21 protein-coding genes and 1 pseudogene are annotated in these 19820 nt (G+C 52.7%); 1 reads left to right on the plus strand and 21 read right to left on the minus strand.

The annotated features are described in order from the left end of the window. The 21 genes and pseudogenes from QZ105_RS07090 to pyrH all read right to left on the minus strand — a co-directional run. Nucleotides 1-587: pseudogene (locus tag QZ105_RS07090) on the minus strand (translation initiation factor IF-2); the annotation flags it as partial. Between the two features lie 30 nt (nucleotides 588-617). Beyond that, on the minus strand, nucleotides 618-914 hold the full coding sequence (locus QZ105_RS07095) for a ribosomal L7Ae/L30e/S12e/Gadd45 family protein (RefSeq protein ID WP_293729153.1): 297 nt from the start codon (nucleotides 912-914) through the stop codon (nucleotides 618-620). After that, a complete protein-coding gene (locus QZ105_RS07100) occupies nucleotides 901-1173 on the minus strand; it encodes a YlxR family protein (RefSeq protein WP_293729173.1) in 273 nt (90 codons plus the stop codon). The genes QZ105_RS07095 and QZ105_RS07100 overlap by 14 nt, the downstream gene beginning before the upstream one ends. Continuing rightward, the gene (nusA, locus tag QZ105_RS07105) at nucleotides 1173-2243 is read right to left on the minus strand and encodes a transcription termination factor NusA (protein WP_293729154.1); all 1071 of its coding nucleotides are present in this window, start codon (nucleotides 2241-2243) and stop codon (nucleotides 1173-1175) included. The genes QZ105_RS07100 and nusA overlap by 1 nt, the downstream gene beginning before the upstream one ends. Before the next feature lie 27 nt (nucleotides 2244-2270). Beyond that, entirely contained in the window at nucleotides 2271-2747 is a 477-nt protein-coding gene (rimP, locus tag QZ105_RS07110) for a ribosome maturation factor RimP (protein ID WP_293729155.1), read from the minus strand. Between the two features lie 201 nt (nucleotides 2748-2948). Beyond that, a complete protein-coding gene (locus QZ105_RS07115; protein ID WP_293729156.1) occupies nucleotides 2949-4211 on the minus strand; it encodes a metallophosphoesterase family protein in 1263 nt (420 codons plus the stop codon). A 90-nt stretch (nucleotides 4212-4301) separates the two neighbouring features. Beyond that, complete coding sequence (locus tag QZ105_RS07120) at nucleotides 4302-4718, minus strand: YkvA family protein (RefSeq protein WP_293729157.1); 417 nt, start codon at nucleotides 4716-4718, stop codon at nucleotides 4302-4304. Between the two features lie 148 nt (nucleotides 4719-4866). Continuing rightward, a complete protein-coding gene (locus QZ105_RS07125) occupies nucleotides 4867-5358 on the minus strand; it encodes a YajQ family cyclic di-GMP-binding protein (protein WP_293729158.1) in 492 nt (163 codons plus the stop codon). A 203-nt stretch (nucleotides 5359-5561) separates the two neighbouring features. Continuing rightward, complete coding sequence (locus QZ105_RS07130) at nucleotides 5562-5984, minus strand: DUF3783 domain-containing protein (protein WP_293729159.1); 423 nt, start codon at nucleotides 5982-5984, stop codon at nucleotides 5562-5564. A 30-nt stretch (nucleotides 5985-6014) separates the two neighbouring features. After that, a complete protein-coding gene (locus QZ105_RS07135) occupies nucleotides 6015-9749 on the minus strand; it encodes a PolC-type DNA polymerase III (protein WP_293729160.1) in 3735 nt (1244 codons plus the stop codon). 35 nt (nucleotides 9750-9784) lie between these two features. After that, nucleotides 9785-10513 (minus strand): MgtC/SapB family protein, encoded by a 729-nt coding sequence (locus QZ105_RS07140; protein WP_293729161.1) that lies wholly within the window; start codon nucleotides 10511-10513, stop codon nucleotides 9785-9787. 36 nt (nucleotides 10514-10549) lie between these two features. Then, entirely contained in the window at nucleotides 10550-12262 is a 1713-nt protein-coding gene (locus QZ105_RS07145; RefSeq protein WP_293729162.1) for a proline--tRNA ligase, read from the minus strand. Continuing rightward, the gene (ispG, locus tag QZ105_RS07150; RefSeq protein ID WP_293729163.1) at nucleotides 12262-13335 is read right to left on the minus strand and encodes a flavodoxin-dependent (E)-4-hydroxy-3-methylbut-2-enyl-diphosphate synthase; all 1074 of its coding nucleotides are present in this window, start codon (nucleotides 13333-13335) and stop codon (nucleotides 12262-12264) included. Before ispG ends, QZ105_RS07145 begins: the two co-directional genes overlap by 1 nt. Nucleotides 13336-13351: 16 nt before the next feature. Continuing rightward, on the minus strand, nucleotides 13352-14371 hold the full coding sequence (rseP, locus tag QZ105_RS07155) for an RIP metalloprotease RseP (protein ID WP_366936012.1): 1020 nt from the start codon (nucleotides 14369-14371) through the stop codon (nucleotides 13352-13354). 20 nt (nucleotides 14372-14391) lie between these two features. Beyond that, nucleotides 14392-15543 carry a 1-deoxy-D-xylulose-5-phosphate reductoisomerase gene (locus QZ105_RS07160; protein ID WP_293729165.1) on the minus strand — a complete coding sequence of 384 codons (1152 nt, stop codon included), beginning with the start codon at nucleotides 15541-15543 and terminating at the stop codon, nucleotides 14392-14394. Nucleotides 15544-15554: 11 nt separating this feature from the next. Further along, on the minus strand, nucleotides 15555-16430 hold the full coding sequence (locus tag QZ105_RS07165) for a phosphatidate cytidylyltransferase (RefSeq protein ID WP_293729166.1): 876 nt from the start codon (nucleotides 16428-16430) through the stop codon (nucleotides 15555-15557). Nucleotides 16431-16456: 26 nt separating this feature from the next. Next, nucleotides 16457-17242 (minus strand): isoprenyl transferase, encoded by a 786-nt coding sequence (locus tag QZ105_RS07170; RefSeq protein ID WP_293729167.1) that lies wholly within the window; start codon nucleotides 17240-17242, stop codon nucleotides 16457-16459. An 87-nt stretch (nucleotides 17243-17329) separates the two neighbouring features. Continuing rightward, nucleotides 17330-17494, minus strand: coding sequence for a 4Fe-4S binding protein (locus QZ105_RS07175; protein ID WP_293729168.1), 165 nt, complete (start codon nucleotides 17492-17494; stop codon nucleotides 17330-17332). Continuing rightward, the gene (locus QZ105_RS07180) at nucleotides 17478-17711 is read right to left on the minus strand and encodes a hypothetical protein (protein WP_293729169.1); all 234 of its coding nucleotides are present in this window, start codon (nucleotides 17709-17711) and stop codon (nucleotides 17478-17480) included. Before QZ105_RS07180 ends, QZ105_RS07175 begins: the two co-directional genes overlap by 17 nt. Nucleotides 17712-17716: 5 nt before the next feature. Next, the gene (gene frr / locus QZ105_RS07185) at nucleotides 17717-18280 is read right to left on the minus strand and encodes a ribosome recycling factor (RefSeq protein WP_293729170.1); all 564 of its coding nucleotides are present in this window, start codon (nucleotides 18278-18280) and stop codon (nucleotides 17717-17719) included. Between the two features lie 2 nt (nucleotides 18281-18282). Beyond that, nucleotides 18283-19008: a UMP kinase gene (pyrH, locus tag QZ105_RS07190; protein ID WP_293729171.1), complete on the minus strand. Its 726-nt coding sequence runs from the start codon at nucleotides 19006-19008 to the stop codon at nucleotides 18283-18285. Nucleotides 19009-19225: 217 nt separating this feature from the next. Here pyrH and QZ105_RS07195 point away from each other — a divergent pair, with 217 nt between their 5' ends. Beyond that, entirely contained in the window at nucleotides 19226-19756 is a 531-nt protein-coding gene (locus QZ105_RS07195) for an ECF transporter S component (protein WP_293729172.1), read from the plus strand. Nucleotides 19757-19820 lie beyond the last annotated feature (64 nt).

Consider the following 19820-nt stretch of genomic DNA (forward strand, 5'->3'; position numbering starts at 1 on the left):
AAAATCCCCCCCTGACGGTTGCCGCCCTGGCGGTTATCGCCGCGACCGCCCTGCTGACCGCCGCGGTTCTGCTGCGAACGGTTATCCTGACGGCCGTTCTGCTGGCCGCCGCGATTTTGCTGCTGGCGGTTGTCCTGACGGCCGTTCTGCTGGCTGCCGCGGTTTTGCTGCGGGCGGTTATCGCCGCGGCCGTTCTGCTGGCCGCCGCGGTTCTGCTGCGAACGGTTATCCTGACGGTTATTGCCGGGACGGCTGTCCCCGCGGCCACCTTGGCCGTTATTGGTGCGTTGGTTATGATTATTTTGCTGCATAGTCCTCTGTCCGTTAGTATTAGCCTTCATATTTTTTTGCGGCTGTTCCTTTTTTACAGGAGCCGCCTGCTTTGCCGGTTCCGGCTTTTCAGCCTTGGGAGCGGCCTTCGGCGCCTCCGGCTTTTTGTCATAGGCCTTGCGGATAACAGCCATTACCTGTTCGTCTGCACCGCTGAAATTTGTTTTATTGATATTATGCTTTTTTAATAAGTCTAAGACTTCGTTTACGTGCTTGCCGTAATCGGCAGCAACCTCATATATTCTCTTGTTACCCATGCATCCACCTCCAGACTAGATATAAGGAGATTATTTTTTCATCAGCATACCGGCAAAATTACTGTCCGTAATCGCCACCGCAGCCCGCTGCGCTTTGCCGATAGCGCCGCCCAGCTCTGCGCGGCTCAACAGCTCCAGCACGGGAACGCCCGCCTGCTCCGCCAGGTAGTACATATCCTTTTTGGAATTAGGCGCCGCGTCCTGCGCCAGCACCAGCAGCTCGACAGTACCGCTTTTGAGAGCGCCGCGCACGGCAAAATCTCCCGAAACGGCTTTACCAGCCTTTTGGGCCAGACCCAGAGCAAAGGCCGCTTTATTGTCGCCCATGTTCCAAGTCCTCCAGCAGCTGACGATATACGTCTTCACTGACAGGCTTTTCCAAAGCCCGCTCTAAACGCTTCTCCTTAACGGCTTTGGTAATGCACGCCTTATCGGGGCACACATATGCGCCGCGGCCGTTCTTCTTACCCGTCAGGTCAAGGCTGATCTCTCCTTCAGGAGAACGGACAATGCGCAGCAAAGCCTTTTTATCCTTCATTTCATTGCAGCCCACACATTTGCGCTGCGGTATTTTTTTTACCTTCATCATTGCTCTTGTTCCGCTAAAGCGGCCTCTTCCTTAGCCTGAGACTCGCTCTTAATATCGATCTTCCAGCTGGTCAGCTTAGCTGCCAGACGCGCGTTTTGGCCTTCCTTACCGATAGCCAGGGACAGCTGGTAATCAGGCACCACCACGCGGCAGATTTTTTCTTCTTCATTAACGGTAGTGCTGACAACCTTTGCCGGACTCAAAGCGTTAGCAACATACTGAGCGGGGTCCTCGCTGTATTTGACGATATCGATTTTTTCGCCGCGCAGCTCGTTGACAATGGTCTGCACGCGCATACCCTTATGGCCTACGCATGCGCCTACGGGATCGACGTTTTCATCCTCGGTATATACACTGATTTTAGAGCGCATGCCCGGCTCACGGGCCACAGACTTAATTTCCACGATGCCGTCGTGAATTTCCGGCACCTCCAGCTCGAACAAACGCTTCAGCAAACCCGGATGCGTGCGGGAAACCATAATCTGCGGGCCTTTGCTGGAACGCTTAACCTCTACGATAAAGGTTTTCATGCGGTCGTGGTATTGGTAAATCTCGCCGGGAATCTGCTCGTTGGGAGTCAGCACGGCCTCTACCTTGCCTAAATCGATATACACGTTTTTGTTTTCCATACGTTGGATAATGCCGGTCACAATATCCTGATTGCGGCTTTGGAAACGCTCGTAAACCTGTCCGCGCTCCGCCTCGCGAATGCGCTGCACAACAACCTGCTTAGCGTTCTGCGCCGCAATGCGGCCAAAATTCTTCGGAGTAACCTCCACCTCTACGATATCGCCTACGGCATAGCGCGGGTCGATAACCTGCGCTTCGGCCAAAGACATTTCCGTATCGTCGGCAGGCTCGCCCTCCACTACGGTATGCTGAGCATAAACGTGGATTTCGCCGGTTTCTTTATTCATATCCACCCTGACATTCTGGTTGGAATTAGAATTAGAATTTTTCTTATAAGCAGCAACCAAAGCATCCTCAACGGCCTGGAACAGAAGCTCGGGTTCAATGCCCTTCTCCTTTCCCAATTCTTGAACAGCTGAGATAAAATCTGCGTTCACTTAGTACGCCTCCTAGTTTTTGTATTTTTAAAAATCAATATGCGGTCTGATATTAGCTATCAGCCTGCGTTCAATGCGGTCCGGATTTTTAAATTCCTTACCCTTAATAATTTTTTTCACCCAAACAGCCTCGTCGTCATGGGATACCAGTACACCCACCAGGCTTTTGAGCCCTTCCCACGGAGCAAAGAACATAATATCCACCTTGCTGCCATACGCCGCGATAAAATCCTTATCCTTTTTCAGCGGCCTGTCGATGCCGGGCGAGGACACCTCCAGAAAATACTTTTCAGGAATCGGGTCCTTTGCGTCCAGTACAGCCGTAAGCTTTTCGCTGACCAGCTGGCAGTCGTCAATTTCCACGCCGCCCGGCTTGTCTAAAAAGATACGCAGATACCAGTCCTTTTCGCGCACATATTCCACATCCACCAAGGTCATCTCGGTATCCTGCAAAATAGGCTCCACCATTTCGGCGATCAGTGCTTCAACCTCTTTAGCCTGCATCAGCTTCACCTCCATATTTAGTTTTTTGCATAATAAGCGGAAAGAGCGGGTATCGCACCCACTCTTTCTCAAAGAATACTTATATTTTCTACTGTTATTATAACATTATCCCGCGCCTATGGCAAGAGCTTACTACTATATCTGCCGCCGTTAGCGCTAAATTTTACAAGAAATTACGTTTCTGCAGCTCCTGCGGCGCAATTATTTGCTTAAAACGGCCTCGTCAAACTGTTTGCCGTCCGGCAAAAAGGCCTTGAAAACCAATTTATTTGCGTCGGCCTGCATGGTCATATAGTTTGCCGTTTCCGGCTGCGGAGCCCGCGCCGCGTCCCAGGCAAAATCTCCCCACAGCTTGGGGTAACGCACGCTGCCAGCTACGCCCGTCAGAATATAGGTAATGCCGTTTTCCGCAGGCGCAAAATTGCGCAGCGGCACTCTGCGGCGATAGGTGTGCAAATGCGCGGTCAGCACAGCGTCTACCTGATATTTTTCAAACACCGGTATCAAGCGGTAGCTGAAATCTAGGAAACGGGTCTGCGTCCGTTCCCGTCCCGACTCCGGCCCAAAGCCGTAAATAAACACGTCGCGATGCTGCAGCACTACCTTCCATTTAGCCTTGCTGGCAGTCAAATCCTGCTCCAGCCAGCGCAGCTCGTCCTCCAACAGCTGCGGCTGGAATTTTTCCATCTCGTAAAAATTGGTGTCCAGCACCGTAAAATGCACCGGGCCGTAATCAAAGCTGTAAAACTGATGCGGATAAGCCTTCAAGCTATTCAGCGGCGTAGGGAAAAGATGCACATAGCTTCGGGGCAGCGCTGCCTGCCATTGCAAGGAATAGGCTTCATGATTGCCTACCAAGGGAGCCAAAGGAATATCGGCGCTGAAGGGCTCCACGCTGCTCAGCCAGGCGCGCCATTGGCTGGCGTCCTGTCCGTTATCCACTAAATCGCCCATATTAACATAGAAATTGACGTCACTATGGCGCTTATAGGCGTCGCGCGCCAGCTGCTGCCAGCCGCTATAATCGCTGCTTTGCGAATCCGGGAAAATCAGCGCCGTAAAGCCTGTACCGGCGTCGGTACGCAGCGTATGCCAGGCGCCTTTATTTTTTTCGGTGCTAATGCGGTACTCATAAACTGCATTGGGCTGCAGGCTGCGCAGCGGGGCGCGGTACTGAATGTAATCTGTCTTTGCGTCCGTAAAGGAGCAATCCTCGGCCTGCACCGTACTGATTTGGCCGCCGCCCTGCAAACGGTATTCCACCGTATAAGGCTGCTTCACGTCGCTCTGCCACGCCAGCATCCGGCCCGTTTCATTATCCTCCGCCACCAGCTGGCGTACATATTTAACGCCTGCCGCGCTGTCGCTGCCAAGCGCTTCTTTATTACCGGCAGTCTGGCCGCCGCAGCCCAACAGCGCCATAGCCAAGGCCAGCAGCAAGAGCGCTAAAATTTTTCTATACATAAGCTCACCCGCTTTGTTGAATTTTCATATAGTATAACAGCTGAAGCGCGCTTCAAGTCAAGACAGAAAGTGTGACATTTCTGCAAAGCATCATTCCTCCTGCAAGCTCTTAACAGCCTCCTGACCGAAAATTTCGCCCAAAAATTCCCGCGCCTGCCTGCGCACATTCTCGTCGATATAGCCCTGCACGCGAATCAGCGCAAAGGTTATCGCCACCAAATCGTCGGAATAGCCCAGCACCGGCGTAAGGTCGGGAATAAAATCCAAGGGCGAGATCAAATAGCCCAGCGCGCCCATAATCAGCGCTTTGGTCGCGGCGGGCACATCCGGCCTTTGCATAACGAACCATAGCTGCGCCGCCTTATACAGCAGTTCCAGCCCGATGCTTTTGCCGTATTGCGTCAGCTTGTGCAGCAAGCCCTCCTCGCTGAAATTCTTCTCATATTTCTGCAGCTCCTTGCCGGTAATCTGCGAACTGTCGAATACATCCTTCTTCTTATCCGTCATGCGTTCTTCCTCATTTCCTTGTTACTTGGCTTCTAAGAATATTATACTTTTCGAGAATTTAAAAATCAAGCGAGCGCATGACAGCGCCGCAACTAGCGAGACAAAAAAACAGGACGCTTCTTCCGAAACGCCCTGTGCTTATAAAATTTTAACGCATATTGATAAATTGCAGATCTACTCCGAAATCGTCGGCCTTAAGTGTTTGGATAACGGCCTGCAGATCGTCCTTTTTCGCTCCGGCCACGCGCACCTGATCGTCCTGAATCTGGGCCGTAACCTTCAGCTTGGTAGCCTTAATAGCGGCTACAATTTTTTTGCCGTTTTCTTTGGAAATACCCTGCTGAATTTCCAGCTGCTGACGTACCGTACCCTTAGCGGCAGGCTCGATCTTGCCGGGAACCAAGCAGCGCAGCGGAATGCCGCGCTTAGCCATCTTTTGGCGCAGCATATCTAAAATTGCGCCCAGCTTATATTCGTCCTCTGCGGCCAGTTTAACCTCTTTGTCGCCTAATTCGATGGAAGCGTTGCTGCCGCGAAAATCGTAACGCTGGTCGATTTCTTTCTTCACTTGATTAACAGCGTTGTCCATTTCCTGCATATCGATTTGGGAAACTACGTCAAAGGAACTGTCTTTAGCCATGTATGATACCTCGCTTCTGTAAATGATAAATAAATTATGCCGCAAGGGCATATGTTGTGCTAAGCTCTGCGTTCGCCTACTGCTCCGCAATCGCTGTGTACAAGCATTTCGCCGCAAGGGCATATGTTGTACATCAGCTCTCGCTTCGCTTCCAGCTCGCGAATCGCTGTGTACAACATTATACCACGCCTACAGCGGCTCTGTCATCCTTCCGCTTTTGTTTCAGCGGCAAAATGCTTGGGCTTAGGCGCTTTTTTGCCGTGCATATAGGCGTGCTCCTGCGCCAGCTCCTGTTGCAGTTTCAGCCCGCTCCATTGCATATTATAAGGCGTCAGCATAGCCTTGAGCGCCACCTTTTTCAGCTTGCCCTTTTTGATGGCAGAAAGCAGCCTGTCCAAATCAGGACGGGTAAAGCCGCACATCACCAGCATTTCCTCCGCAGCATCTTCGCCTTCGTAAGATTCCTGCACCGGCTCAACGCCAGACGCACCTGCCAAACAGCCCAAGGGCTGCAATAACTCGCTGCGCGGTACGGCGCGCAGCTGCACCTTAAGCATCATACAGGCCAAGCGCAGCGCCTGCAAACGCTCCGGCGCAAAATTATAGGCCAAAATAATTTTTTGCATATAACCTCCATAAGCGTAATTTCAGCATTTCTAGCTGAACAAATCTATTTGATTGGTTTCCGGCAGATTCTGCAGCGCGCCCACCTCTGCCAAGCGTTCGATAACGCTCTTGCTGATACCGGCACGCTGGCGCAAATCCTCCTGGGAAATAAAGGGCCGCGCCTTATCGCGCACAGCGGCTATAGCCTTGGCCGCGCTTTCTCCCACGCCGCCCAAGGCTGCCAGCGGCGGCATCAGGCCCTCCTCCGTAACACGGAATTTAATAGGATCGGATTCGTACAAATCTAGATGGGTAAACTTAAAGCCGCGTTCCATCATTTCGTTAGCCAGTTCCAGATAGGCAACGGTGGATTTATCCAGCACGCTGGCTTTAAAGCCCTGCTGATAAACATTTTTAATGAAATTCTTCACATAGGGCAAGCCCTTGGCCACGTTAGCGTAATCAAAATCCTTGGCGCGCACGGTAAAGTAGGCCGCGTAAAATTCCTTAGGATAATGCACCTTGCAGTAGGCAATGCGGTAGGCCATCAAAACATAGGCTACGGCGTGCGCCTTCGGGAACAAATACTGCACCTTTTCGCAGGATTTAATATACCATTCCGGTATTTGCGCGGCGCGCATAGCCTCCAGCATTTTCGGCTCCAAGCCCTTTTTGGCGGCCTTGCCCTTACGCACATGCTCCATAGTTTTGAAGGCCAGACTGGGCTCCACGCCCTTGCTGATTAAGTGAGTCATAACGTCGTCGCGAGTGGAAATGGTTTCCGCCACCGGCTTGCCCTCTTTAATTAAATCCTGCGCATTGTTCAGCCATACGTCCGTGCCGTGAGAATAACCGGACACGCGCACGATCTCGCTGAATTTTTTCGGCTGTACGTCCTTGATCATCTGCCGGACAAAGGCCGTGCCGCACTCCGGAATGCCGAAGGTACCCACGTCGCTACCAATTTGCTCCGGCGTAACGCCCAGGGACGTAGTATTTTGGAAAATACGCAGGGTTTCCTCGTCGCCCATAGGAATATGCTTGGGGTCGAAATTGGGGTCCACGTCCTCCTGCAAATATTTTTCCAGCATTTTCAAAACCATGGGATCATCGTGGCCCAGAATATCCAGCTTAACCAAACGGTCGTTAATGCTATGATAATCGTAATGGGTGGTGATGGTATCGCCGTTTTTATCGTCGGCCGGACGGTTCATAGGCGTAATATAGTGAATATCCATATTGCGCGGCACAACCATAATGCCGCCGGGATGCTGGCCCGTGGTGCGCTTGATGCCGGCGAAGCCCTCCACCAGCGCCGCTATGCGGGCGGGATGCACATGCACACCCTTTTCCTCGTAATATTTTTTGATATAACCCACCGCCGTTTTATTGGCAATGGTGGATATAGTTCCGGCGCGGCACACATTATCGCGGCCGAAAAGCTCCTCGGTGTATTTATGCGCAACCGACTGGTCCGACATAGCGGAGGGATCGTCCGGGTCGATGCCGCCGGAAAAGTTCAAATCGATATCGGGAACCTTGTCGCCATGGAAGCCCAGGAAAACGGCGAAAGGAATATCGTGGCCGTCGCGCAGCATAGGAGTGCCGCACTCCGGACAATCCTTAGGCGGCAGGTCGAAGCCCGAATCCACCTCGTTCTTGAGGAAAAATTCGCTGTGACGGCAGTGCGGACAGCGATAATGCGGCTGCAGCGCGTTAACCTCCGTAATATCCAGCATCGTCGCCACAAAAGAGGAGCCGACGCTGCCGCGGGAACCTACCAGATAGCCGCGGTCCAGCGAATGCTTAACCAGCTTATGCGCGATGAAATACAGTACGGAAAAGCCGTGGCCAATAATAGCGTCCAGCTCCATTTTCAAACGCGCTTCCACTACCTCCGGCAGCTTATCGCCGTACCATTCATGAGCCTTGGCGTAGGATAAATTCCTTACGGCGTCCTCCGCGCCAGGAATGGACGGCGAATACAGCTGGTCGCGGTCCGGCACAGGCTTAAAGCGTTCGATCATATCGGCAATCTTATTGGTATTCGTTACGACTACCTCATAGGCCTCGTCCTTGCCAAGATAAGCAAATTCCTCCAGCATTTCCTCCGTCGTATGCAGGTACAGCGGCGGCTGCAAGTCGGCGTCCTTATAATTCTGCCCGGCTTGTAAAATAGCGCGCAGCTGTGCGTCCTCCGGATTAAGGAAATGCACGTCGCAGGTGGCTACCACCAGCTTGTTCATGCGCTTGCCCAGCTGATAAATTTTGCGGTTATGCTCCTGCAAATCCTCCAGGGAGCAAATATTTTCCCGCACCAGAAACATATTATTGCCCGTGGGCTGAATTTCCAAATAATCGTAGAAGCTTGCGATTTCCTCCAGCTCTGCGTCGCTGGCGCCATTGCGCACCGCCTGATACAGCTCGCCGGCCTCGCAGGCCGAACCCAAAATCAAACCCTCGCGGTATTCGGCAATAACCTGACGCGGCAGCAGCGGCCGTTTGTTCAGATAACGCAGATGGCTGATGGAAACCAGCTTGTATAAATTGCGCAGACCTGTTTCGTTCTGCGCCAGAATAATAATGTGATTGCTGCGTATTTTGGGAGCGCGGCTGGCTTTAACGGTATCCGTGGGCTCCTGGTCAAAATCCGCGCCCTTTTGCTTCCGGTCGCTGATAAGATAGCCCTCCATACCGAAAATAAGCTTTAAATCGCTGCCCTCGGCGGCGTCGAAGCAAAACGGAAAGGCCTGCACTACGCCGTGGTCGGTAATAGCCAAAGCCTTATGCCCCCAGCGGATAGCCTGCTTAACCAGGCCCTCCATAGGCGTCAGGCCGTCCATCTTGCTCATTTTCGTATGACAATGCAGCTCTACGCGTTTTTCCGACGCGTTATCCATCCGCTGCGCAGCGGCCTCCAGCTTCATAATGCCGAAGGGCATCATAGTCATTTCGTCAAAAGCAAAGCGGTCGGGAGCCACATTGCCCTGCAAACGCAGCCGCATACCCGGCTTGAGCTGTCCCTTGAAATCATTGCAGTCCTTGCGGACGTTGCCGCCCTCCTGCTTGCGAAAGCGCATTTTAACAAAGATACCGTTAGTATCGTCGCTGACGTTAAAGGTCAACATAATATCGCCGCTGCGCAGCTCATGCTCGATAAAGGTCTGTAAATTACCGTCCTTATCCAGACTTTTAACAAAGACTCCTTCAATGACGACCTTGTTTTCCTCTTCTGTAAGCGAATCAATAGTGCGCACCGGCCCTTTAATCCTTTTGCCCCACAACAGGCCGTCGTCCTTCTTCGCGCCGTACAAAGCGTCATAGGCAGCTCTAAATTCCGCATCCGCATCGTAATCGGAATCTTCCGGAGGCTCGCACAAGGGCGGCTCCTCCGGCTCCGCCGCGCCTATTTCCACAGACGGCGGTTCCGGCGGCAAAGGCAATTCCTCCGGCAAGGGTTCGCCCGTACAATCCGTAAAAACCACCTCCGGTTCTGGCTTCTTTGGCGGCAGCTGACATTTGCTGCCGTCTCCGTCGCAAATCATATCAACCTGTCGCAAAGAAAAAGCGGCGGCTAATTTTTCCGCCGCCGCCTGAAGCAGCCCCTCCGTCAAATGAGCGGCACAGCTGAAATGCACCTCCCACTGGCAGGCGCTTTCGTCAACGCAAATCTGACTGATATGCATCAGCCGCAGCTGCATCTGCTCGCTGCCCGAAAATGACTGACCAGCCAAGAAGGCAAAAAATTTATTTTCATCAGGCACGATGCAATATTTAGTTTGCATTTCTTCGTCCTTTCAAAGCAATAACAGCTAAAAGCTTACTTGGCGTTTTCCACGCTGATTACGCCGTCGATACCTTGCAGTCCGCGCACGATATCCGCTCCCTCCGGCGCAGTTTTCCCTATCTTTAAATAGAGGTCAATGACCAAGCAGTTTTTATCCTTGTCCTTCTTTACGTTCAACGACCTTACCTGCACGCTGTTCAAAGACAGATAACCCGTAATATCGGTAATCGCTCCGGTACGATTGCCCGTAATGACGCGCACAAAACGGCGGTCGCTGCGGCTGGTAGCGGCGAAGCGCTTTTCCCAGGTATGAAAGGTCACCAGAGTGACCATAGTAATCAGCGTAGCCACGGCGCTGAGGAAGAACATACCGCTGCCCACAGCCAGACCGATGGCAGATACCATCCACAGGCTGGCGGCAGTGGTCAGGCCGCGGATTGTCATGCCCTCGTGCAGAATCGTACCTGCGCCCAAAAAGCCGATGCCGCTGACTACCTGAGCGGCAATACGCGCCGAATCGCGCCGCTGCCCCAGGTCGCCCTCAGCCACGGCTGTCGCCGGTTCCAGCTCGTCAAAGCCGTACATGGAAACCAGCATAAACAGCGCGGAGCCTACGCACACTAAAATATGGGTACGAAAGCCGGCAGGACGGTCGCCGCTGCCCCTTTCCAAGCCGACGATACCGCCCAGAACAGCCGCCACTACCAACCGGACAACCATAACTACCTCCTGGCTATGAAGCCAGGACATATTCTCAAACATTTTGCACCTCCGCAAAGCGCTTGCGCGCTTTTTTTATTACAGGCTGTGCAGCATCTCCTTCAGCGCAGAAGCATAGTCGCTGCCCAAAGGCAGCATCTTCACCTCGCCGGTACGGCGCACCTTAACCTCCAGCTCGCCGGTAGTCAGGGTTTTGGGCCCCACTACTACGCGCAAAGGATAGCCAATCAAATCAGCGTCTTTGAATTTTACGCCCGGACGCTCCTTGCGGTCGTCGATAACTACTTCCAACCCAGCCTTCTGCAGCGTCTGATAAATTTCCTCAGCCTTGGCGTTGCTGGCCTCGTCCTTAATGTTTACGGGAACCACCAATACATGGTAAGGAGCGATAGCGGCCGGCCAAATCATACCGTCCTTATCATTGTTCTGCTCTACGGCGGCGGCCATGGTGCGGCCTACGCCGATACCGTAGCAGCCCATAACCATCGGCTGCTCCTTGCCGTTTTCATCTAAGTAAGTAGCGTGCATAGCCTGGCTGTATTTAGTGAACAGCTTGAATACCTGGCCTACCTCGATGCCGCGAGCCTTCTTTACAGGCGCGCCGCAGTGCGGGCAAGGGTCGCCCTCGGCCATCAAGCGGATATCGGCCACATAGGTCGGCGTAAAGTCGCGGCCGGGATTTACATTGATATAGTGATAGCCCTCTTCGTTGGCGCCGCAGCAAATATTATGCATCTGCATAACGCTTTGGTCCACAACGATAATGACCTTTTTGGGGTCCATGCCCACAGGGCCCATATAGCCGCCCACAGTACCGGCCTTAGCCAGCAGCTCCGGCTCGGCCATTTCCACCTCGTTAACTCCTACGGTATTGATAACCTTAATTTCGTTAACCTCGTGATCGCCGCGTACAAAGCACAAAATCAAACCCTTTTCGCTCTGGAAGGCAACAGCCTTCATGGAATGGTCCACGGGAGCCTGCAAATAAGCGCACACATCGGCAATAGTCTTGCAGTCCGGCGTTACTACCTTTTCCATAGGCAGCTCGGCTTCTTCCGGCGCAGTAATCGTATGCAGCTCGGCCTTTTCCACGTCGGCTGCATAATCGCAAGCGGAGCAGTAAACGATTTCCGCCTCGCCGCTTTCTGCCAGCACCATAAATTCATGGCTGGCGCCGCTGCCGCCGATAGCGCCGCTGTCAGCCTCTACCGGACGGAAATTCAAGCCGCAGCGGGTAAAAATTTTCGTATAGGCGTCGTACATTTCCTGATAGGACTGTTCCAGACCGGCCTCGTCGCGGTCGAAGGAATAAGCGTCCTTCATAATAAAATCGCGGCTGCGCATCAGGCCGAAACGGGGACGGCGCTCGTCGCGGAATTTATCCTGAATTTGATACAGATTCAACGGCAGCTGGCGGTAGGAACGCACATCGTTCTTAACCACGGTCGTCACCATTTCCTCATGGGTCGGTCCCAAGCAGTATTCATGGCCGTGACGGTCCTTCAACCGAATCATCTCTGCGCCGTAAGCGCCCCAACGGCCGCTCTCCTGCCAGATTTCCGCCGGCTGCATAATCGGCATCATAATTTCCTGAGCGCCCTTATTATCCATTTCCTCGCGGATAATAGCCTCGATTTTTTTAATTACGCGCCAGGCCAGGGGCAGATAGGTGTACATACCGTTGGTAGATTTACGCATAAAGCCGGCGCGCAGCAGCAGCTGATGGCTGGCGATTTCAGCCTCGGACGGCACCTCGCGCAGGGTGGGTGCATACATTTTTGTAACTCTCATTAAAGGGATACCTTCCTCTCCAGTAAAATTTTATCTATTTCAGTAAATAATTCATCAATCAGCTTATCTTCGGGAACCTTGCGCAGCACCTGGCCCTTGCGGAAAATGAGGCCCTCGCCGATGCCGCCAGCCAAGCCCACGTCAGCCTCTCTGGCTTCGCCTGGACCGTTGACCACGCAGCCCATAACGGCCACGCTGATGGGCTCGCTGATATTTGCCAGACGGCGTTCTACCTCCAGCGCCAGCTTTTCCAGATTGATGCGCGTGCGTCCGCAGGTAGGACAGCTGATAAGCGTCGGCCCGTGCTCGCGCAGGCCCAAAGCTTTGAGAATATCGTAAGCGACCTTGACCTCGTTCACCGGGTCGCCGGTCAGCGAAACGCGAATCGTATCGCCGATGCCTTCGGCCAACAGCGTACCGATGCCCACGGCGGATTTAATAATGCCGCTGTTGACGGTGCCTGCTTCGGTAATGCCCACATGCAGCGGATAATCGCATTGAGCCGCCATCAGCCTATAAGCGGCCAGCGTCAGCGGCACATCGTGAGCTTTAAGGGAAATTTTAATATTGCGGTAATCCATATCCTCTAAGATATGAATGTGACGCCATGCGGCCTCCACCAAGGCCTCCGCGGTGGGATGCCCGTACTTTTCCAGCAGATCCTTGGGCAGGGAGCCGGCGTTCACGCCAATGCGAATAGGCAGCTGGCGCTCCTTGGCGGCCTCCACCACCGCGCGCACCCTGTCCTCCCCGCCGATATTGCCGGGGTTCAGACGCAGGCCGTCGACCCCGGCATCAATAGCGGCCAAAGCCAGCTTATAATCAAAATGAATATCGGCGATAACGGGTATGGGGCTTTCCTTACAAATAGCCTTTAAGCCCTCGGCTGCCGCCATATCCGGCACAGCGCAGCGAATGATATCGCAACCGGCCTCCGCCAGCCGTTTAATCTGCGCCAGCGTCGCCGCCGCATCATCCGTATGGGTATTAGTCATGGACTGTACGGCGATGGGCGCGCCCCCGCCAATAAGTACGCCGCCCACCTGGAGCCGGCGTGTAGTTCTACGTTCCAACAACCTTATTCACCTCTCAACGTGTTATATCCTTAAAGGTAGAAAAGACGGTCAAAGCTAAAATCAAGGCTACGCCTACCATCTGGATATTGTTCATAGCCTTGCTGCCCAACGGCTTGCCCCGCAAGCCCTCCAGCAGTAGCAGCACGAAATGTCCGCCGTCCAAAGCCGGGAGCGGCAGCAAATTGATAACGCCCAGATTGATGCTCAGAAAGGCTACGAAATTCATCAAGGGCAGCAAGCCCTTTTCCGCTACCTGACCCGCCATCTGCGCCACGCCCAATGGTCCGGACACCTCGGCGGGAGCCTTGCCCGTGATAATCTTCGTCAGGCCGTCAACCATAGCGAAAATAATATATTTAGTGTAATTAAAACCCTCCTTAACGGATTCGGCAAAGCCCATTTTGATGCGTTCAAACTTAGGCGTAATGCCAATTAAGGGGCGCTTGGCTTCTTCATCGTAAACCGGCTGCATGGTATACTGCCTAACTGCGCCGTTGCTTTCAGCCGTCAGCATAACCTCTTTAGTACCGTTAGCCCTCAGCGTCGTAACGATGGTCTGCCAATCCTGCACCGCCTGGCCGTTAATAGATAAGATTTTATCACCGGCCTGCAGCCCCGCCTTATCGGCAGCCATGCCCACCATAACATTGCCCAGCACCGGTTCGTTAAGCACGCGCTCCGAGCCCTGCACAAAGAAAATGCCGGTGAACAGAAGCACGGGCAGCAGAAAATTCATCAGCGCGCCCGCCAGAATAACCAACATCCGCGCCGGAATGGATTTAGATTTAAAGGATCCCGGCTCCGCAGGGTCGTCCGGGTCCATACCGGCAATTTTATTATAGCCGCCCAACGGAATGGCGCGCAGGCTGTACAGCGTATCGCCGTCCTTCTGTTGATAAATCTTAGGGCCGAAGCCGATAGCAAACTCATCAACGCGCATGCCTGTCATTTTAGCCGTAATAAAATGACCGAATTCATGAACCGTAACCAAAACGCCAAAAACAAAAATTGCCGCTAATATTGTTAACAAAATATACCTCCCTCACAAACAAATCACAAGGACGCAATGATATCTATGGCCGCCAGACGCGCAGCCGCGTCCGCCGCTTCAATATCCTCAATGGCAGGCCGCAGCACATTCTTATGCAGCTCCGTAACCTTCGCCGTAATATACGGGATATCAAGGTATTTGATTCTATCTGCCAAAAAGGCGTAAACCGCCTCCTCATTAGCCGCATTAAAGGCGCAGGGCAGCGTGCCGCCCGCCTTGCCGCATTCTACCGCCAGCTTCAGCGAAGGAAAGGCCTCCATATCCGGCGCTTCAAAGGTCAGCGTCCCGGCCTTAACCAAGTCCAGCTGCTCAAAGCTATAGGGATAGCGCTCCGGCCAGCTCAAGGCGTACTGGATGGGCAAACGCATATCGGGCTCGCCCAGCTGCGCAATAACGCTGCCGTCGCAAAATTCCACCAAACTATGGACGATGCTTTGTGGATGCACCACCACGTCGATTTTTTCATAAGGCATATTAAACAGCCAGTGAGCCTCGATAACCTCCAGGCCCTTATTGGCTAAAGTAGAAGAATCCACCGTAATTTTTTTGCCCATGCTCCAATTAGGATGATGCAAACATTGGGCCAGAGTCACATCCGCCAGCTCGCTGCGCTTTTTGCCGCGGAATGGCCCGCCGGAGGCCGTAATAATCAGCCGCTTGACCTCGTTTTCCCTGCCGCCGCGCAGGGACTGAAAAATAGCGCTGTGTTCGCTGTCCACAGGAGTCAGGCTTACCTTGTGCTCAGCCACGGCCTCCATAACCAGGCTGCCTGCCGCCACCAGTGTTTCCTTATTAGCCAGCGCAATATTCTTGCCGCATTTAATCGCCGCCATAGTAGGCCGCAGCCCGGCGTAACCGACCATGGAAGCCAGCACCGTATCCGCGCCCTCATAAGTAGCGGCGGCCAAAAGGCCCTCCTCTCCGGCCAGTATTTCCGTCCTGCCGTGATAGCGCCTGCACAGCCGCGCCGCGGCCTCCTTGTCCGACAGCACCGCCAAATCGGGCTGACAGGCCAAAATCTGCTGTTCCAGCAGCTCGTCGCTGGTGTGAGCCGCAAGCACGCGAATCTTCATTTTATCAGGATTTGCGGCAGCCACCTCTATGGTCTGACGGCCAATAGAGCCTGTACTGCCCAAAAGAGAAATATTCTTCATATTCCACCTCTTTATTGGTACATACCGAAAATGCTGATAAGCAGCATTAAATAATAAACCACGGGCGCGGTAAACAGCAGGCTGTCAAACCTATCCAGCACGCCGCCGTGTCCGGGGAAAATATTACCGGAATCCTTAATTTCAAAAGAGCGTTTAATAATGGACTCTATTAAATCGCCCACCGGAGCGAAAAAGGCTACTGCCAACGCCACCGCCACTGCCTGCGCCAGAGAAACGCCCAGGCAGATTATGCACAGCGCCAACACCGTAATAAAGCAGACTACGAAGCCGCAGACTGCACCCTCGAAGGATTTCTTGGGGCTGACGCTGCAGAAAGGAGTTTTGCCGAAGGCACGGCCGAAGAAATAGGCGAAGGTATCGCTGGCCCAGGTGCCAAGCAGCACCACCCACAGGCAGACCTCGCCATATTCAAAAACGCGGAAGCCCAAATCGATATGCGGCCCGCCGTCGAACACGCGCAGAATAATAATATGGGCAAACAGCAAGCCGCAGTACAGCATGCCCCACATGGACAAGGCCGTATTGGCCAGCCAGTTTTTATCATCGCGCATACAATGATGCCACAAGCCCTCGATAGCGTTCAATATGAAAAACAGAGCCGTCAGCATCAGCATAAAAGCCAAAGTAAAGACCTGCTCCATTTCCACATAATAGCCCAAAGCCGCCATGCCGACCAGCAATAGGCTGCCCAGACCGGAGGTCAGCGGATAAACATGATAGCCCTTGGAGGCCGCCATCTTATGGTATTCATACCAGCCCACAGCGGACAGCAGCAGCACGGCGGCAGAAAACACCAAGCCGCCCTTTGTAATAATGGCTATAGCCGCTGCAATGCCAACTAAGCCGGTGATAATACGAGTCAACATCTTATCTAAACACCCTGTTTCTCAATTTACTTTTTTTCTACTAAACCGCCGAAACGGCGCTCCCTGCCCTGATAAGCCAAAATAGCCTCTACCAAATGGTCGGGAGTAAATTCCGGCCAAAAAACCTTCGTAGTCCATATTTCAGCATAAGCAATCTGCCACAGCAAAAAATTACTGATGCGCAAATCGCCGCCGGGACGGATTAAAAGGTCCGGCGCAGGCAGCCCTGCGGTATAAAGATGGCTTTCCACCACCTGATTATCTATTTGCTCTACGTCCAAGGTACCGGCCGCCGCTTCCGCCGCAATAGAGCGTACTGCGTGCAGAATTTCAGCCTGACCGCCGTAGTTAATAGCCAGATTTAAAATGATGCCAGTGTTGTTTTTAGTCGCTTCTATAGCGTGATCCATCTTTTGCTTAACGATGTCCGGCAAGCCTTCGCGGGAGCCGATAAAACGCACCTGCACATTATTTTCGTTAAATTCGTCAATTTCATTCGTCAGATAACGGCTCAAAAGCTCCATGATGAAGTTCACCTCAGTCACGGGACGCTTCCAGTTTTCCGTAGAAAAAGCATAAGCGCTGATAACCTTAACGCCCAGCTTGTCCGCCGCTCTTACAATAGTTTTCAAGGTTTCTGCGCCCGCCTGATGGCCAAAAGTGCGCACCTTGCCCTGAGCCTTGGCCCAGCGGCCGTTGCCATCCATAATGATAGCGATATGCCGGGGGATATTATTCATATCCAGCCCGTTGGTATCCATAACTATATTGTTTTTTGCCTTACTTCTTGTTTGGAACAAGCCTTTAAACACGCTAATCCAGCCTTTCCATTCGTCTTAAAATAGAAGAAGAGGCAGGCCTCCAAGCAGAGGCCGCCTTCCTGATTTTGCAACCTTGAATTATTCAATAGCGCCAACGGGGCATTGAGCAGCGCAAGCGCCGCACTCTACGCAATCTTCGCCGATTTCGTATTTGCCGTCGGCTTCAGTGATAGCGCCAACCGGACAGGTGGCAGCGCAGCCGCCGCAGCCGATGCAGCTGTCTTTATCAATTTTCAGAGCCATTATCGTGCACCTCCTTCCTTAATCTATACACAACGGTAAGGACTAATCTATTAGCAGACAGCATTTGCTGCCTTACTACATATTTACGCACTGCCCGACCGGCAAAATCCTCCTCCCTGTCGCGAGGCGGCAGCAAGGGCCGCGCCTCCCAGGACCAGCCGGCCTGCTCTAAACGGCAGGCGGCTTCATCCAAAGGCAGCGCCAATACATTGGGCATCTCCATTATACTTCCATAACTTCTTTTTCTTTGTTAGCGGCTACCGCATCGACGTCCTTCATAATCTTATCGGTCAGCTTCTGCACCTGCTCGGTGCCCTTCTTAGCGTCGTCCTCGGTAATTTCCTTAGCCTTCTCCGCCTTTTTAATAGCGTCGTTGGCGTCGCGGCGCAGGTTACGTACCACTACGCGGTATTCCTCAGCCTTCTTGTGAACGACCTTCACCAAATCCTTGCGGCGCTCTTCCGTCAGCTGGGGCAGGTTCAGGCGAATGCACACGCCGTCGCTGTTAGGGTTCAGGCCCAAGTCAGATTTCATAATCGCTTTTTCAATATCTTTCAACAGGTTCTTTTCCCAGGGCTGAATAACGATCATACGCGGTTCGGGAACGGTTACGCTGGCTACCTGGGTAACAGGCGTAGGAGTACCGTAATATTCTACCATAACCTTTTCCAGCAGGGACGGAGTAGCGCGGCCGGCGCGCAGGCTGGCTAAATCAACGCGCAGGGCGTCGACGGATTTACGCATTTTGCCTTCCATAGCTGTGGTGATTTCTTTTACTGTTGCCATTATTATTTACCTCCTACCAGGGTACCGATTTCTTCACCGGCTGCTGCACGCAGAATATTACCCGGTTTATCAATATTGAATACGACGATGGGGATATTATTATCCATGCACAGGCTGATAGCCGTGGAGTCCATAACGCTCAGCTTGCGTTGAATAACCTCGATGTATTCCAGCTTGTCAAACTTCTTCGCATCGGGATTCTTAGCCGGGTCGCTGTCATAAACGCCATCCACGCCTTTTTTAGCCATCAAAATAGCGTCGGCTTCAATTTCTGCCGCACGCAGAGCAGCCGTGGTGTCCGTGGAAAAATACGGGTTTCCGGTGCCTGCCGCAAAAATAACCACTCTGGCCTTTTCCATATGGCGTATAGCGCGGCGGCGGATATAAGGCTCGGCGATTTGACGCATTTCAATCGCAGTCTGCACGCGGGTCGGCACGTCCAGATTTTCCAGCGCATCCTGCAAAGCCAAAGAGTTGATAATGGTTGCCAGCATACCCATGTAATCGGCGGTAGCGCGATCCATACCCTTGTTGCTGCCGCTGAGGCCGCGCCAGATGTTGCCGCCGCCATTAACAACGGCCACCTCTACGCCGAATTCAGTAACCTCTTTGATTTGCTTAGCTAGGGAATAAACTACCTCCGGGTCGATGCCAAAGCCCTTTTCACCGGCCATAGCCTCGCCGCTCAGCTTCAAAACAACGCGCTTGTATTTTTTTAATTCTGTCAATTCAACAACCTCCCACACTTTATTTAATCTTATTGTTTATTCAACAATTATACCAAAATTTCCTGCTTTAGGCTAGGTTGAAATTTCAAAGAAGCTGTAAATCTCTTTAGTGCTCTTTAATCTGGCATTGAGAAATTTTTATTTTTTGGTCATATCAACATAATCAAATGGCATTATAATAAATTTTATCATCATACTATGGGAAGCAGGTATTTTTATGGCTAACATATCGACAAATAAAAGAAATAACGCCACCTGGGCCATCTGCATGACGGCTCTCTTTATGGCGCTGAATATACTCATGAGCTCCTTCGGCATGCCCGTTCCCGGCGGCCGCTTATATTTAAACGACGTTATCATCTGCACGGCGGCCATTTTGCTGCCCAGCGCCAAGGCAGCCTTTATCGTCGGCGGCGTAGGCGCCTTTTTAGGCGACCTGTTCTTCTACCCCACGCCAATGTTCGTCTCCCTGGCTACCCACGGCCTGCAAGCCGTAGTTATCTGCAAGCTGGCCCACCGCGACGGTACAGTTACTTTGAAAAATGCCGCTTGGGGCGTTTTCCTGGGCGCAATCATTATGGTAGTCGGCTACTCTCTGGGCCGCGCCTTTATTTACAGCACTCCCTATTACGCCTACCTGAAATTACCTTACCAGGTATTGCAAGCGGCAGTTGGCGCTGTCGGCGGCCTGCTGCTGTGCTTCAAGGGCGGCCTGCTGAATACCTTCGGCAAAATGCAGGAAAAATAAAATAATATGAATCGAGTAGGAGGCCGCCCATTATTTGAACAGCCGACCTCTCACACCACCGTGC

The organism is uncultured Phascolarctobacterium sp., from assembly GCF_905212365.1.
Classification (GTDB): Bacteria; Bacillota; Negativicutes; order Acidaminococcales; family Acidaminococcaceae; genus Phascolarctobacterium_A.

Excerpts from the sequence above, each read along its gene's own strand:
- QZ105_RS07095 (WP_293729153.1), bottom strand. The coding sequence starts at position 914 with ATGGGCGACAATAAAGCGGCCTTTGCTCTGGGTCTGGCCCAAAAGGCT.
- QZ105_RS07100 (WP_293729173.1), bottom strand. The coding sequence starts at position 1,173 with ATGAAGGTAAAAAAAATACCGCAGCGCAAATGTGTGGGCTGCAATGAA.
- rimP (WP_293729155.1), bottom strand. The coding sequence starts at position 2,747 with ATGCAGGCTAAAGAGGTTGAAGCACTGATCGCCGAAATGGTGGAGCCT.
- QZ105_RS07115 (WP_293729156.1), bottom strand. The coding sequence starts at position 4,211 with ATGTATAGAAAAATTTTAGCGCTCTTGCTGCTGGCCTTGGCTATGGCG.
- QZ105_RS07120 (WP_293729157.1), bottom strand. The coding sequence starts at position 4,718 with ATGACGGATAAGAAGAAGGATGTATTCGACAGTTCGCAGATTACCGGC.
- QZ105_RS07125 (WP_293729158.1), bottom strand. The coding sequence starts at position 5,358 with ATGGCTAAAGACAGTTCCTTTGACGTAGTTTCCCAAATCGATATGCAG.
- QZ105_RS07130 (WP_293729159.1), bottom strand. The coding sequence starts at position 5,984 with ATGCAAAAAATTATTTTGGCCTATAATTTTGCGCCGGAGCGTTTGCAG.
- QZ105_RS07135 (WP_293729160.1), bottom strand. The coding sequence starts at position 9,749 with ATGCAAACTAAATATTGCATCGTGCCTGATGAAAATAAATTTTTTGCC.
- QZ105_RS07140 (WP_293729161.1), bottom strand. The coding sequence starts at position 10,513 with ATGTTTGAGAATATGTCCTGGCTTCATAGCCAGGAGGTAGTTATGGTT.
- QZ105_RS07145 (WP_293729162.1), bottom strand. The coding sequence starts at position 12,262 with ATGAGAGTTACAAAAATGTATGCACCCACCCTGCGCGAGGTGCCGTCC.
- QZ105_RS07160 (WP_293729165.1), bottom strand. The coding sequence starts at position 15,543 with ATGAAGAATATTTCTCTTTTGGGCAGTACAGGCTCTATTGGCCGTCAG.
- QZ105_RS07165 (WP_293729166.1), bottom strand. The coding sequence starts at position 16,430 with ATGTTGACTCGTATTATCACCGGCTTAGTTGGCATTGCAGCGGCTATA.
- QZ105_RS07175 (WP_293729168.1), bottom strand. The coding sequence starts at position 17,494 with ATGGCTCTGAAAATTGATAAAGACAGCTGCATCGGCTGCGGCGGCTGC.
- QZ105_RS07180 (WP_293729169.1), bottom strand. The coding sequence starts at position 17,711 with ATGCCCAATGTATTGGCGCTGCCTTTGGATGAAGCCGCCTGCCGTTTA.
- frr (WP_293729170.1), bottom strand. The coding sequence starts at position 18,280 with ATGGCAACAGTAAAAGAAATCACCACAGCTATGGAAGGCAAAATGCGT.
- QZ105_RS07195 (WP_293729172.1), top strand. The coding sequence starts at position 19,226 with ATGGCTAACATATCGACAAATAAAAGAAATAACGCCACCTGGGCCATC.